Below are 15,893 nucleotides of genomic sequence, written 5' to 3' on the forward strand. Positions count from 1 at the left end.
CGCGCAACGTCTGCGGTCGGCATCGGCGCGCGCCTTCGATAGGGAACGCTAACCTAACCGACTCGGCAGCACAACGGCTTCCTCGGTGTCAGCGAACACGGCGTAGATCGAGCACCGAGATACCCCAGCCGACCAGCGTCGACGCCGCGACCTCGAGGCCGGCATCGGCTGCTACGCAGGCAAATTCGGCTTTCGTTCGTACACCGCTGCCGTGCATGCAGAGCATCAGCAGATCGAATTCCGACTGGTCCTCGTTGAACGACCCGTCGTTGGACAGTCGCTCGACGACCACCAATTTTCCGTTGTCGGCCAATCCTGTTGCCGCGTTGCGCAACAGCAGTGCGAGATCGTCGTCTCGATAGTGTCCGGTGACCTCGAGCAACAGATACGCGTCTAATCCGTTCCCGTGCTCCACATGCGGCTCGGACATCACGCTCTGCGGGTGATTAACCACGCGCCCTTCGAGTTCGGGCCATTTCCCGAGGTCGCGTCGAATCAGGTCGAGTTCGCTGGGCAACCCGAGCACACCCGCCGATACTCCGTCGTACCGGGAGAGAACGGAACCGAGCACCACTCCGGATCCTGCCCCCGCCACCAACAGGGTCGAGACCCCGTCGAACGAATAGTCCTGCACCAGAGCAGGGCCCAGGAACGCGGCCTCGTCGGCGATGTGGTTGTGATGCAGTTCGGCGAGCCGCGGGGACGCCTCGAGGTCTTCGGTCAACGTGTTGCCGGTCAGCAGGCTCGCGCTGGCGGTACCGGTCCGCAGGCTGTCCACCAGACCCGTGATCGACAGTTCCACCCGTGCCTCGATCCCGTCCAGGTCCAGCCAGTGCGAGATCCAGTCGTCGCCGAGCATCGCCTCACCGATATCGCCGAGAATCAGATCACCGGTGGAGTTCTCGGCGAGGACGTCGACGGCACGCAGATAGCGCACGAATTTCGCGAGGGCGCGCGCGTCCGTCTCGGTGGCTTCCGCCAGCGATTCGACGGAGCACGCCCCTCGGGACACGTGCAACGGGATACGTAACGTGTTGGCCGCCCTGAAAGCGAAGGGCGACAGTATTTCCGCACGTTCGGCGAGCCTGTCGAACGGCTCGGACTCACCGCCGCTGAGGTCGGGCACCTCGGGATCGTCGGCGCGGGTCAGAACCTCGGCGCGACGCCAGTACCCGGTGACGTCGACCATCTCCGGCGGCAGGCCGCGGTCCTCGCGCAGATACCGACGGATTCCCTTGAGAGCGGTCGCTTCCCCTGCCACCCAGGCGAACACCGTTCCGTCCCACCAGGGTGCCGCCCGCACCGCACTGTCGAGCAAGTCGCCGGTGCCGGCGGTGACGCCGTCACGGTGGACCCACGTGATCTCGGCGTCGGCGGCCGTCGGCAACGGCAACTCTCGCTCGACGTCGGCGACCTCGACGAACACCCGAATTCGCCGGCCCGGCAATGCCTCTTCGAGATACCGAGCGATGGCAGGTAACGCGGTCTCGTCGCCGACGAGCAACACCCAGTCGACATCGGCCGGAGCATGGCCCGACCGCACCGGTCCGAGCAGGGTGATGGAATCGCCGACGCGGCAACGCCGACCCCACGTCGACGCGATGCCGGTGTCGTGGGTGACGAAGTCGAGAGTCACCTGCGCGGTCTCGGGATCGACGCTGCGCACGGTGTAGTTGCGGGTCACCGGACGCGGATCACGCGGCCATTCGACGGTGCGCTCGTGCTGGGTCGGAAGCACCACCGTGCCGTCGGTCTCCGCCGGGAAGAACAACCGAACGAAGTCGTCGAATCCTTCGCTGCGCAACGCCGGGAACCGGTAGTCGCCGCGCGAGAACTCGCGCAGCTGCGGCCCACCCAACACGATTCGGCGCATACCCGAACCCAGCTGACGTGTTTCGATCACCGTTGCCGTGCGCAGGACTTCGGGAAAGACGACCTGAAGTCGATGGGACCTTGCCACGGTGGAACACGCTCCTGTCTTCGAAAGTGAATACGCCTGTGCTCGCGTCGAGTGGGCCGCCCGAGTGCTGTCAGCCCTGAACGTTCTCGGCGGCAGTGTTCAGCGCCGAGGCCACGTCGTCGAGGATGTACGGGATCGTCAGCACCGTCAGGCCACCGAACGCGAAGTTCTTGTCGGCACTGAGGGCCTCGGTGGAGGCGGTACGTCCCTGCGAAAGTACGGGCTGCGAGGCCACGGCGGGTTCGGCCAGGAACCCGGCGAGAGATTCCTTGTCGTACGCCACGACGAACAGCACATCGGACTTCAGCAACGACGCCTGTTCGAGGCTGAGCTCGAAGTACACGGCGTCGGGGTCCTTGGCCGGGTCGGCCTGTTGGATGGTGGGCTCGTTGACGAGACCGAGCTGCTCGAGGAACTCGACTCGTACGTCGTTGTCCTTGCTGACGGCGAAGGTGCCGGGTGCGTTGGGCAGCGCGACGGTGACCGTCTTGCCCTGCAGCGCAGAGTACTTCGTCGCGGCATCGGCAATCGAGCCCTCGACTCCGGAAACCAGGTCGGCGGCCTCCTTCTCCTTGCCCAGCGCCTTGCCCGCGATGGTCAGCTGGTCCTCCCACGACGTGGTCCACTGCTTGTCCGGGTACGCGACGACGGGCGCGATGTCGGAGAGCTTGTCGAACTCCTCCTGGCTCAACCCCGAGTACGGCGCGAAGATCAGATCCGGTGCGGCGGCAGCGAACTGCTCGACCGGAACCGCTCCGGTGCCGTCACCGGAGAGCAGCGTCGGCGCGTCGCCGCCCAGGTCGGCGAGAGCCTTCGCGTCCCACGGCAGAACGCCGCGGTCGTCCGCACCGTACTGGGCACCGTCGAAGGTCGGCATCGCAACGGGTACGACGCCGAGGGCGAGAATCGCGTCCTGGTTCGACCAACCCCAGGTGGCGATCCGCTTCGGCGCCTCGGGGATCGTCGCGGATCCGAGTGCCGAGTCGATCGTGACCGGAAATGCGGACTCCTGCGCAGACGTCGTGGAGTCGGCGGCAGGCGTCTCCTCGGTGTCGCTGCTGCATCCGGCGGCGAGGGCGATGGTCAGCCCTCCGGCGAGCGCGATCGACGCGGCGCTCCTCATCCACTTCGTACGAACCTTCATCGTTCCTCGGAACCTCTCGACTCGACCACGCACTGACTGCGTCCACACCCGACCGGGCGAGGCGACTGACAAGGTAGCACTAATGAGGTTACCCTTGCCTCATTAGGCCGTCCTCGGACTCCCTGTCCTCCACAATTCGACACGCGGCCGACAGGGCCTCCCGCCAGAGCCCGGCCAGTTCCTCCACACCGTCGAGCACTCCTGCCGGCCACGTGTACGTCACACCGAGTACCGACGACCCGTCCTGTTCGTGCACGTAGCTGTCGACGACCAACGCATAGCCGCAGGGCGTCTCGGTGCCGGGCGTGGTGTCGAGACTGCTACGCAATCGGCTGGCCCCGAACGGACCGCCTCTCGCGGTGTCGAAACGGCCCAGATAATTGAATTCGATGTCGGCCGTGGGCATGTGCCGCAGCACCGCACCCGCCTCACCGCTGCACCACCGCAGCATGCCGTACGTCGACCCGTCTCCCGGCACCGAATCCCTCGACCTAGCCGCGTCCGTCGCGATCGTACGCAGAACCGATTCTGCGGCAACAGGATCGGACCGGTGCGACATCAGGGCGCGATGGTCGGTCGCGTCAGCGGTCAGGCGGAGCGGGAACACAGCCGTGAGCCATCCGACCACGGAAGAGCCGTCCATCCGATCGGACGCGATTCCCGACCGCCCGTGCCCCTCCACGTCGACGACGAACGACTGCGGACCCGCCGCACCGCTGTCCATCCATTCGACTGTCGCGGCCGCGAACGTTCCCAACAACAGATGTTCGACGGACACCCCGAGCCGCGGGCGGGCTGCGGCGAGAATCCGCGCGCTTTCCTGAGGGGAGAGCGCGAACGTGGTGGTGCGTACGCCTGCACCGGTATCGATCGACGGATCGACCGGACGCACCATCGGAACCCGTCCCGCCCCGTCGCCGACGCGTGTCCAGTACTCCAGATCGGCGAGCACCTCGGCAGAGCCGGCGAGGCGGTGGATCTCGTGCGCCCACTGCCGCATGGAGGGCCCGATCGGGCCGCGATCCGCCGACAACCGCTGCTGCCACGCAGTCGTGATGTCCGGCAGCAGTATTCGCCAGCTGACCCCGTCGACCACGAGGTGATGCAGCGTGATCAGGAGCTCACCCGAGGAGTCGGTGTCACCGTGGTGGCGCAGCCACACCACATCGACCATCCGGCCGATCCGGGGATCGAGCCGACCACGTGCCGCGCGTGACTGGGCGGCAACACGTTCTGCGAGCAGCGATTCGGTGAGCCCGTCCACATACTCGGTACGGACCCACTCGGCCACGTCGGCAGTACCGTCCGGCAACACGGTGAACACGGACTCGGAGCCGGGACGACGCTCGAAACTCGAATGCAGGATGGGGTGCCTGGCCACCACGAGATCGAGAAGCTCGATCAGCGAGTTCTCGGTCAGATCGGCGGGAGCCTCCAGCAACACCGCCTGCGAGATCTCGTCGACGGACCCATCGAGACTGTCCATCCAGCGGAGGATCGGTGTCAACGGGACTTCTCCGTACGGCGACAGTTCCTCGACGCCGGAGGCCATCGGTTGCGCCGACTCCGCTTGCTGAGCAAGTGCTTCCGGCGTGCGCCGAGCGACGATGTGACGGGGCGAGACCGCCATGCCCACCGTCCGCAGCCGCGCCGACAACTCCATGGCCATGATGCTGTCGCCCCCGAGATCGAAGAAGTCGTCGTCCGCGGAGACCTCCGGCACATGCAGCACAGCGGCTACTGCGCGGCATATCTCCCGCTCGACGTCGGTGCGCGGCGCGCGCCCGGAACCGAGAGTCAGGACGGGGTCGGGTAACGCGGCCGCATCGAGCTTTCCGTTCGGCAGCACAGGGAACGCATCGAGCACGGTCACCGACGATGGAACCATGTACGACGGAAGGAGTTCGCCCAGACCCGCGCGCACGGCGCTCACGTCGATCGTCCGTCCCGGCGCAGCAACGACGTATCCAGCGAGGGTCGCCTGCCCGGTAGCGATACCCGACGTATGCACCAGCACCCGCGCGTCTGCGACGGCATCGATCTCTCGCAATCGACTTTCGACTTCCCCCACTTCGACGCGATGCCCGCGGATCTTGACCTGGTCGTCCGAGCGACCGGCATACCTCAATGTGCCGGATTCGGTCCACGACACGAGATCCCCGGTCCGATAGAGCCGAGTACCGTCCGCGGCGAAGGGATCGGCAACGAAGCGGTGCGCGGTGCGCCCCGGCACGTTGCGATACCCGCGCACCACGCCCGGCCCGGCCAGATAGAGCTCGCCGAGCGCCCCGGGAGGCGCAAGCCGAAGACAGGCGTCCAACACGTATGCCTTCAGGTTGGTCACCGGCCTACCGATCACAGGCTCGGGCGAAAGATCCGTCGATGTGAACACCGCATCGACGGTGGCCTCGGTGGGTCCGTAGAAGTTGTAGGCGACCACAGATTCGTTCGCGCGCAACCTGTTCCACAAGTCGACCGATACCGCCTCGCCGCCGACCCCGACCGACGTGAGTGTGTCGATCGATCCCGACCGCATCATCTGTTCGAGCAACGAGGGTACGACCTCGATGAAATCCACCGACAGCGTTCGCAGTCGCTCGGTGAGTTCTCTCGGGTCGAGAACGACCTCGGGATCGATGAGATGTACTGTGTGCCCGCCGAACATCCACAACTGCGGTTGCCAGGATGCGTCGAAGGCCATCGACCAGGCATGCGCCACGTTCAGAGCGTCCGTGCCCGCGCGCGCCGCCGTCGGCAGATGCACGCTCTCGCGATGGGAGTGATAGAGATTCGCCAGTCCTCGGTGCGGTACCGAGACTCCCTTGGGCACACCGGTCGTACCGGAGGTGTAGATGAAGTACACCGGGTGGTCGGGATGCAATGCGGACCGACGCTCGGAATCGGTGACGGCAATCCTGTCCGTCGACGACGGCGTCAGGGCCTCGACCGCCGATGCCGTCACCGTGATCACCGGCTGCGCATCGTCGAGAATCTGCCGCGCGCGTTCGGTGGGCCAGTTCGGGTCGATCGGGAGGTAGGCGGCCCCGGACTTCATGACCCCGAGGATCGTCGCCATCGTCGTCACGGTTCGTGGGGCCTCGACGGCCACGATATCTTCCGCGCCGACACCGAAACCGAGGAGCCATCGCGCAATTCGATTGGAGACGCGATCGAGCTCGGCGAACGTCAGAGCCGTGGCGGCGTCTGCAACAGCAACGGTGTCCGGTTGCAACGCGACGCGGTCGGCGAACAGGTCCACCATCGTCCCGTCCGGATACCGACGCTGCGAGCCGGCGTACTCGGTGCGGAGAATCCGAGTCGTCGTCTCGTCGACGAGAGACAGTGCGGCGATCGGCGGGTCGCCTTCGTCGGCGAACGCACCCAACACCGAGGTCAGTGCGGACGCCACTGCGCGGGCGCGAGCCACGGGCACCGAGTCGCTGCGGTATTCGACCACCAGCCGCATCCGTTCGCCCGGATGGACCGTCAACACGAGCGGGTAGTGCGTCACTGTGTGGAATCCGGCGACCGACACCGAGAAGTTCTCGGCATCGACACCCGAAGTGTCTGCAGCAGCGAAGTTCTCGAACACCACGAGTGTGTCGAACAGCGTTCCCCGTCCGACGGCCTTCTGAATGTCTGCCAGGCCCACGTGATGATGCGGAGCCACGGCGATCGAGAAGTCCCGCAGACCAGCGAGCACGGTCGACAGACGTGCATCGGGTCCGACGTCGACACGGACGGGAACGGTGTTGATGAACAGTCCGACCATGTCTGCGACACGATCGAGGTCGGTGGGACGCCCCGAAACCGTCGAGCCGAACACGACCGACGGAGAATCCGTGAATGCCGAGAGCACCACGGCCCATGCTGCATCGACCAGTTCGCTCAGCGTCGACGATCGACGACGCGCCGACTCGATGAGCCGAGCGGTGTCCTGCGCACTCCACTCGAGGTCGATCTCGTGCGCCTCGGAACGTACCGACGACGATGCCGATGCCGACGCCGACGCTGCCACCATCGTCGGTGCCACGTCCGCGCCGAGCGCGCGACGCCACGCGTCGACGGACGAGTCGTCGCGGCCCGCGAGCCACCGCAGGTAGTCGTCGAACCGCGCAGGTTCCGGCAGTGCCAGGCCTCGGTAGAGCTTGAACAGCTCGGTGCCCACAGTGCCCATGGACCACCCGTCCACGAGAAGATGGTGGACGGTCAGCACCACCCGGTGACGATCGTTCCCGCAGTCCAGCAGCAGAATTCGGACGAGCGAGTCCTGCTCTATGTCGAACGCACGCCTGTCCTGGTCGATCAGGTCACGGGCGGTAGGCGATGTCGGATCGTCGACGACATGACGGCGGAGTACGACTCGACCCGTATCGCGGATCGCGACGGTCGTCCCGGTGCTCAACGTCAGAAAGCGCGAGCGCAGCGCTGGATGACGGTCGAGGAGCGCGTCGAGTGCGCCCCCGAGACGTCGCGGATCCAGCAGCCCGTGCACCTCGAATTCGGTGGCGATGACGTAGATTTCCTCCACTCCGTCGCCCGAGGCTACGGACTGGAATGCCAAGCCCCGCTGCAGCGGAGTGGCCGGGCGAGCTGCCTCTGGATCGATTCCATGAGAGCCCAATTCGGCTACATCGGCATCGGTCAGCAGCGCTGCCGAACTGTCGGGCCGGTCGACGATCGCAACGGCCCGGGCGCTTCGGCCCCGCTCCACCAGCCCTGCGACCGTTCGACACTCGAAGACGTCTGCGGTGGTGATCGGAAGTCCGGCGGTGCGCGCGTGATGGACGAGGGTGATAGCGGTGATGCTGTCGCCGCCGAGCGAGAAGAAGTCGTCGTCGACGCCGATGGACTGGGCGCTCTCCGCACGGGTGGTGTCTGCGAACAGCGCCGCGAGTGCTCGCTCGTCCTCGGATGCAGCCGGTCGCGATCGGCTGGGACCACCGTCGGGTATTCCGCGCTCCTGCAGAACTTTTCGATCGGCCTTGCCATTGGGGGTTCTGGGAATACTGTCGACGGCCACCCAGAATGCGGGCACCAGATAGTCGGGAACCCGGCGACGAAGCGCCTCCCGCACCGACGCGGTGTCGACCGAGTCGGGAGTCACGTAGGCCACCAGCACACCGACGCCGTCACCGTCGGACACAGCGACCACGGCGCACTCGTCGACCGAAGGGTCACTGGCCGTCCAACTTTCGACCTCACCCAGTTCGACGCGATGGCCTCTGATCTTGACCTGACGATCGTCTCGACCCAGAAATACCAGGACGCCGTCGACGAGACGGGCACGGTCCCCGGTGCGGTACATTCGCGCGCCATCGCCGCCGGGATCTGCGACGAAGCGAGTCGCGGTCTCGGCCGGTTTCCCGGAGTATCCGCGGGCGAGCTGCACGCCCGACACGTACAGGTCGGCAGGAACGGCGTTCCGAACCGGGCGTAGCCGAGAGTCGAGCAGCCGCAGTGTGGTGTTGTCCACCGAGGTTCCGATGACCGCAGGGTCGCCGTCGACCCGCTGCACGGCGACGTCGCCTGCGACTTCGGAGGATCCGTAGGAATTGTCGATCGTGGCGTCCGGCGTCACCGCTCGGATCACGTCGATCATGTGGTCGGTCAACGGTTCTCCGCTGAGTATCCAACCGGTCACCGAAGCGCAGTCCGACGGCGCCGCAGCGGCCAGCGCGGCAGCCAGAGAACCGATGGCGGTGACCTGTTCGGCACCGGACCGTCCGATGAGCGAGGCCACGGCACCCGAATCGCCGTACTGGTGATCCTGCGCGAGTACCACACGTTGGCCCGCGAGAATGCCGGTGAGCAACTCCGTCGCGCCGTCGATGAACGCCAGCGAACTCTTGGCAACTCGGCTGCCCGGTCTGCCCCACCGCGTCACCGCCCACTGCAGCCGGTTGGCCAACGCGTTCCTGGTGCCGACCACACCCTTGGGCGTTCCGGTCGAACCCGACGTGTACACGAGATAGGCCGCGCACTCACCCGGGACGCTGCGACCGAACGGCGGCGTCCAGTCCTGTTGTCGTACAACGGTATCGACGCGGACCGCAGTCTCCATATCCGTCAGTGCCGCGGGGGTCGCATCGTCGATCAACAGCAGGTCGTGCCCGGAATCGGACAGGATCAGTTCGATCCGCTCACGCGGGTAGCGAATGTCGACGGGTACGAACGCTGCGCCGACGTCGATGGTCGCCAACAGCGCCGCCACCATGTCGAGACCTCTGCTCACCGCAACAGCGACGCGGCTTTCGACACCGATGTGGTGCACACGCAGCAGTGCGGACACCTGTCCGACCCGCGTGGTCAACTGCCCGAACGTGATGTGCTCGCCGCCGATCAGCAGTGCCACGTCATCGCGGGACTGCTCGAAGCGCGCTGCCAGAGCGGTCTCGATCGGCACCACGGTTCGGTCCGGTCCGACGCTGCGCCCCTGTCCATGCGGGGCGGCCACCAGTCGAGTGACGTCGATGTCCGACACTGTCGTCATCCGATCGAGCATCTCGACGAACGTCTCGGCGTACATGGCGGCCTGCCGCCGGCCGACAGCGGCCTCGTCGTGCAGTACGAACGCCCACAGAGCAGGATCGGGGCCCACGATCAACGCCATCGGGAAGCTCATGTGCGCACCCAGCACCGTGATCTCGTCGACGGTCCCGCTCGTCTCGGGCATCGGTGCGGGATAGTTCTGGTACACGACTATGGTGTCGAACAGCTCTCCGCCGCCGACTGTTCCGGCGATGTCGGACAGCCCGAGGAACCGATACTCGTCCAGGTCGAGGTGGTCTGCCTGCACGCGTGCGAGCATCTCGGTCGCCGTTGCAGCCGAGTTCCACCGCAGGCGGACAGGCACGGTGTTGAGCAGCAAACCCACCATCGCCTCGGCACCATCGAGATCGAACGGCCGCAGCGACGTCGCCATCCCGAAGGCCACATCGTCGGAACCGGTTCTCGCCGACAGCATCGCCGCCCAGGCTGTCTGCACGACGACGTTCGTGGTCACGCCGGTACGACGCGCGTATTCGGACACCCGCTGGGCCAACGCATCGTCGATATCGACGTCCAGGCGCGAGCGCGTGCCCGCGCTGGACCCATTCGCTCGGTCCCCGGCAACGAGAGTCGCGGACTCGAACCCGTCGAGGTAGTCGGCCCACCGCTGACGCGCAGTGACGTTGTCCTGCAACGCTGTCCACGCGAGATAATCGCCGAAGTCGGGTGCAGGCGGCAACCGCGCCCCCTCGCCCGATTCGTAGAGAGCGATCAGCTCCCTGACGAAGATGGCCTCGGACCACCCGTCCATCAGCGCGTGATGGTAGGTGAGCAGAACTCGCGGGGCGCGCGCAGAAGTGGAGTAGGAGAAGCGAATGAGCGGCTGCTCGAAGAACGCGAACCCGGCCGAGCGGTCTCGTCGGAGATGATCATCCCACTCGTCGTCGACGGCCGTCACGACCGGCGTCGACGCGCGCGGTACCACCCAGACCAGATCACCGTTACGGCGTTGCCGCAGCAGCGCTCTGATGTTCGGGTAGCGATCCAACAGCAGTTCGAGGGCACGATCGAGCCGGCCGCGATCCACCGCGGCGGACAGGTCGAGCACCGTCTGTGACAGGTACGGATCCTGCGCTCGCTCGGCGAGCGTCGATTGCAGGTACATCCCGACCTGCAGTGCGGTGAGTGGGAGTACGGCGGCGATCTTGGACTGCGACGTGGCCGCGGTATCGGTCGTCATGTCTGCTCACATACTGCTTTCGAATTCGTCGAGCTCGTCCTGGGACAGTTCCACCGTGGCGGCGGCGTGGACAGCGGGGCGTGCGTCGGCGTCCGGTGTGAGCTCCGCCCCGAACATTCGCACCGTCCGCTTGCGCATCACCTCACGCGGTGCCAGCGGAATCGAGGCCTTTCGCGCCCGCGATGCCACGGCCAGGCAGGTGATGCTGTCGCCGCCGAGCGCGAAGAAGTCGTCGTCGATCCCCACGCGTCCGACACCCAGAACCGCCGCGACGATCTCGCACAACATCGTTTCCACCGGCGTTCGGGCCGGTACGAACGTGCCTCCGCCCACGGCGTCGACGGTCGGAAGAGCCCGCACATCGAGCTTGCCGTTGATCGTCATCGGAATGCGTTCCAGGGCAGCGAACAACGTCGGCACCATGTACTCGGGCAACGTCGCTGCCAGCCGGTCTCGAATGGAACCGAACAGCACGGACGTGTCGGTCGTACCGCCGTCGCGAGGAACGATGTATGCGGCCAGGGCGCGAGTACCACTCCCGATCTGCACCGTACGCACCACCGCGCCCACCACACCCTCGCATGCGGCCACGGCGCGTTCGACCTCTGCGGTCTCCACTCGATAGCCGCGAATCTTCACCTGGTCGTCCGCGCGACCGAGGTAGTCGAACAGACCGTCGGCTCGAATGCGAACCAGATCACCGGTGCGGTACATCCGTGCGCCCGGAGTCAAGGGGTCGGCCACGAATCTCGTTGCCGTGTCGCCGAATCGGTTCACATAGCCCCGCGCAAGACCGACACCGGAGAGGTACAACTCCCCCACCGAACCGATCGGGACCGGCCGTAGCCACTGGTCCAGGACGGACGCACGTGTGCCCAGGATCGGCGAACCGATGGACGGCCCGACGCTGTCCCTTGTTCCGGTACCGAGCGCGTTGATCGTGTACTCGGTAGGCCCGTACAGGTTGTAGCCGATGCCGTCGAGCCGACTCCACAGTGCATCCGGTACCGCCTCACCACCCAGCAAGACCAGGGGAATTCGATGTCCGTCGCGTTCGTCCAACAGTCCGAGATCGAGCAGATGTCCGGCATACGTGGGCGTCACGTTGACCACGTCGATTCTGTTCTGCTCGCAGTAGTGAGCCAATGCCTCACCGTCGCGGCGTAATTCCTCGTCGCAGATGTGTACCTCGTGACCTTCGACGAGCCACAGCAACTCCTCCCACGACATGTCGAAGGAGAACGACACCGTGTGTGCGATCCGCAGGGTGCGGTCTCCTGCCACGGCGACGGTGGGAGCGAAGATCTCGTTCCGGTGATTGATCTGCATGTTCGTCAGACCGCGATACGGAGTGACGACGCCCTTCGGTGTTCCGGTCGAGCCGGAGGTGTAGATGACGTAGGCGGGGTGCTCGAGTCGGCCGACGGTGCCGGACGCAAAACCGACCGACGCTGTGGCCGCCTCGACTTCCGACGCGTCGATGTCGTACGCCAACTCTGTTACGACCTCAGGGGAGTCGACGACCATCCGTGTGGCGGTGGTGGCCAATCCCCGGCTCTCCGTGTCCACCGTCGTCACCAGAACGGCCGGTTGCGCGTCGGCCAACATGACGTCGAGACGCTCTGTCGGATAGTCGAGTTCGAGGGGCAGGTACGCGGCACCGGTACGCAGCACCGCGAACAGGGCCACCACCATCTCCACCGATCTCGGCAGAGCGAGGGCCACGATGCGTTCGGGAGCGGCACCCCGGCGAAGCAGCGCCAGTGCGCAGGCGTTCACCCGCCGGTCGAGGTCGCCGAAGGTCAGCCGCCGGTCTCCGAACACCAACGCGATGTCGTCGGGAACGGCCGCGGCGCGTGCGGCGAGCAATTCGGCGATCGTGTTGTCCTGCAGTCGTTCCGATCGGCCGTCGAACTCGTTCTCGACGACACTCGGCATGTCGCCCGGGGCAGACGGCCAGCGCGAGATCGGCAGATCGGGCTGCGCTGCAACGGTATCGAGTGCCGATGCGAACGAGTCGAGCAGCGATCGGGCACGCTCGTCGTCCACAGAATCGGGTAGATACGTCACCGACAGGTTCAGTTCATCGCCGGGATCCACTGCGATGGACACCGGGAACTCGGACCCATCGACGGTCGAGATGTGTCGCACGCGGCGCTCGTTCCCCGCCGACGTCGATTCTTGTCGTCCCGCAGGCCCGGCAGCGTTACGCAGGACGAGCAGGGTGTCGAACAGAGCCCCCGCACCGATGGCCTGCTGAATTCCACCGAGACCGAGGGTGTCGTGCGGCATCAGGTCGAGACGCTGATCCTGCACGCGCGCAGCCACATCGGTGACCGAATCGAATCCACCTGCCGTCACCCGGATCGGCACCGTGCTGATGAACGCGCCGATCGCGGTGTCGGAACCGGCCACATCCATGGGCCGACCGGCGACGGCGGTACCGAACACCACATCGGACCGCCCCACCACACGCATCAACACACTCGCCCAGGCCGCTGCGAGAACCGTGAACAGAGTCGAACCGGATCGACGTGCGTGCAGATCCAGCGCGCCGGACACCGCTGCCGTCACTCTGCGTTCGATCCTGCGGGGTGAACCGTCCCCGCGGGTGGCCTCCGCAGCCACCGAGGTCGGGCTGTCGATATCGCCGAAGTACCGCTGCCACGCCTGCTCGGACTCGGCACGGTCGCGAGAAGCCAGCCAACGCAGATACTCACGGTAGCCGTGGTCCGGCGGAACGGGCGTGCCGTTCTCGTCGTGCTGCTCCAGGACTCGAGCCACGAGCAGTGCCGAGGATCCGCCGTCGAAGCACCCGAACCAGTAGGTGGTCAACAGTCGGTCGACCCCTCCGGGAAGGTGCACCAGGGTGACCCGAAACAGTGGCGGCGCAGCGATGTCGAACGAGAGCGCCCGGTCGTCCGCGAGAATCCGGCTCCATCGATCGTCCACCTCGCTCGCCGGGCACGCACGGAGATCCACCACCGTCAACGGTGCCTGCACCGCAGAGAGTAGGACCTGGGCCGGCGCGGTGTCGTCCGGCGTCACGAAGGCCGTCCGCATCGCCGCGGTGGTATCGACGACCGATTGCAGAGCTCGCCTGATCCTGTCGTCGTCGAGGACGCGGTCGACCTCGACGACGGTGCGGACGGTGTACAGCTCGGTGGCATCGGCGTCGACACCTACCTGGAAGACGAGCCCGAGCTGCAGTGGTGACAGTGGCCAGACGTCGTCGATGGATCCGAATTGCTCCCTCAACGAATCGAATTCGGCGGATTCGACGTCCGCGAGTGGGCCGCGGCTCGCCTCGGGTGCGGCCTCGTCGCCTCGGGCACGCCGCAACCGCTCCTGCACCAACCTACGTCTGACGTCGTCGAGATCCATGGGTTCCTTCATCGAGTCGGCTGCTGTTGCGTGCACTGTGTGACGAGCAAGGACTTGTCCACTTTGCCGATGGCGGTGACGGGCAGCGATGTTCGTGTCACCACGCGATCGGGCAGTTTGAATCCGGCGCAGCCGGCCGCCGTCAGGAAGGCCCGCACGTCGGCGACGGTCGGACCGCTTCCGTTCGGCACCACGACTGCGCAGACACTTTCGCCCACAGCGGCATCGGGCACCCCGATCACCGCGACCCGCGCTACTGCAGGATGGGTGAGCAGCAGGTCTTCGAGCTCGTCGGCCGCGACGTTCTCGCCGTTTCGGGTGATCACGTCCTTGATGCGACCGGTGACGACGAGATGGCCGGACTCGAGCTCGCGCACCTGATCCCCACTGCGATAGAACCCATCAGGGGTGATGGCAGTCGTATTATGTTCTGCCGCAGAATAATAGCCATTGATGGTGTAGGGGCCCCGCGTCAGCAATTCACCGACTTCCCCGGGCGATACATCGTTTCCGTCCGCATCGACGACGCGCACCTCGTCCAGATGGGACAACGGCCTGCCTTGCGTTCCGATCACCAGTTCCGGGCTGTCCTCGGCTCGGGTGTAGTTCAGTAGTCCTTCGGCCATGCCGAACACCTGCTGCAGCCGGCATCCGAGCGCGGGCTCGACCAGCTTGGCGACCTCAGGTGCCAGCTTCGCTCCCCCGACCTGCAGCAACCGCAAGCTGGACAGGTTGGCATCCTCCCATTCCGTTGCCTCGCACCACAGATGAGTCAACGTCGGAACCAGCGCCGTGATCGTCACGCGATATCTCTCGATCAGCGCGAACGCGTGGTCTGGGCTGGCACTGCCGGAGAACACCACCGTTGCCCCTACCCCGAGGGCACCGAGCAGCCCGGGGCATGCGAGCGGAAAGTTGTGTGCGGCAGGGAGAACGGCGAGATACACGTCCTCGGGCCCGAGATCGCAGACCTCCGCACTGGCCCTGGCGTTGTATTCGTAATCGTTGTGTGTACGGGCAATCAGCTTGGGCAATCCCGTCGTGCCACCGGAGACCAGCAGTAAGGCAGGATCGGTCGGCCGGGCGCGCGGAAACTGTCGGGGCACCCCGGCCACCGCGGACAGAGAGGTATGGGACCCGCCGCCGTTCGATTCGGGTCGGGAACTGTCGACGAAGACGTGCCGAACACTCGTCACCGACGCGAGGACCTCATCGGCGAGTTCGCAATAGTCGAAGTCGCCGTCCCGATCGGAGATCACGTACGCCACCGCCGATGCGGTGGCGGCGAGATGGGTGATCTCGCGTCGGCGATGTGCAGGCAGCGTCAGCACCGGGATCGCTCCGCATTCGAGCAATGCGAACAGCACGACCGCAAAGTTCACGGAGTTCGGCAATTGCACGACCACCCGGTCGCCCGGTTCGATGCCGCGATCGGCGAATCCGGCTGCGACGCTCCGCACTCGTCGAAGCAGCTCGTCGTACCTCAGCTCCGTGCGATCGTCGACGACCGCCCTCGAAGGGCCGAACTGCGTCGCCCACGTTGCGAACACCTCCGGAAGGGTTTCACCTCGCCACAACCCGGCGTCGAGGTACCTGCGGGCACGCTCGTCGCCGAACGGTACGAAAGCGTCGACGTCGGCGTCCGGCTCGGCAAGTTCGGTCATGTTCTGCAC

General features: G+C 66.0%; 5 protein-coding genes. All 5 read right to left on the reverse strand.

The genetic code is table 11. The features are described from left to right. Positions 1–88: 88 nt before the first annotated feature. The 5 genes from J2X62_RS04000 to J2X62_RS04020 all read right to left on the reverse strand — a co-directional run bounded on the left by J2X62_RS04000 (position 89) and on the right by J2X62_RS04020 (position 15,884). Positions 89–1,960 carry a siderophore-interacting protein gene (locus tag J2X62_RS04000; protein ID WP_052054652.1) on the reverse strand — a complete coding sequence of 624 codons (1,872 nt, stop codon included), beginning with the start codon at positions 1,958–1,960 and terminating at the stop codon, positions 89–91. Between the two features lie 70 nt (positions 1,961–2,030). Next, positions 2,031–3,104 carry an ABC transporter substrate-binding protein gene (locus J2X62_RS04005; RefSeq protein WP_310177713.1) on the reverse strand — a complete coding sequence of 358 codons (1,074 nt, stop codon included), beginning with the start codon at positions 3,102–3,104 and terminating at the stop codon, positions 2,031–2,033. Between the two features lie 88 nt (positions 3,105–3,192). Further along, a complete protein-coding gene (locus J2X62_RS04010; RefSeq protein ID WP_310177715.1) occupies positions 3,193–10,836 on the reverse strand; it encodes a non-ribosomal peptide synthetase in 7,644 nt (2,547 codons plus the stop codon). 6 nt (positions 10,837–10,842) lie between these two features. Further along, a complete protein-coding gene (locus J2X62_RS04015; RefSeq protein ID WP_310177717.1) occupies positions 10,843–14,232 on the reverse strand; it encodes an amino acid adenylation domain-containing protein in 3,390 nt (1,129 codons plus the stop codon). Beyond that, the gene (locus tag J2X62_RS04020) at positions 14,229–15,884 is read right to left on the reverse strand and encodes an AMP-binding protein (protein ID WP_310177718.1); all 1,656 of its coding nucleotides are present in this window, start codon (positions 15,882–15,884) and stop codon (positions 14,229–14,231) included. The genes J2X62_RS04015 and J2X62_RS04020 overlap by 4 nt, the downstream gene beginning before the upstream one ends. Positions 15,885–15,893 lie beyond the last annotated feature (9 nt).

Source organism: Rhodococcus sp. 3258, assembly GCF_031456475.1.
Classification (GTDB): Bacteria; Actinomycetota; Actinomycetes; order Mycobacteriales; family Mycobacteriaceae; genus Rhodococcoides; species Rhodococcoides fascians.

What these genes read in the sequence shown, in the direction of transcription:
- J2X62_RS04005 (WP_310177713.1), bottom strand. Translation starts at nt 3,104, where the DNA reads ATGAAGGTTCGTACGAAGTGGATGAGGAGCGCCGCGTCGATCGCGCTC.
- J2X62_RS04010 (WP_310177715.1), bottom strand. Translation starts at nt 10,836, where the DNA reads ATGACGACCGATACCGCGGCCACGTCGCAGTCCAAGATCGCCGCCGTA.
- J2X62_RS04015 (WP_310177717.1), bottom strand. Translation starts at nt 14,232, where the DNA reads ATGAAGGAACCCATGGATCTCGACGACGTCAGACGTAGGTTGGTGCAG.
- J2X62_RS04020 (WP_310177718.1), bottom strand. Translation starts at nt 15,884, where the DNA reads ATGACCGAACTTGCCGAGCCGGACGCCGACGTCGACGCTTTCGTACCG.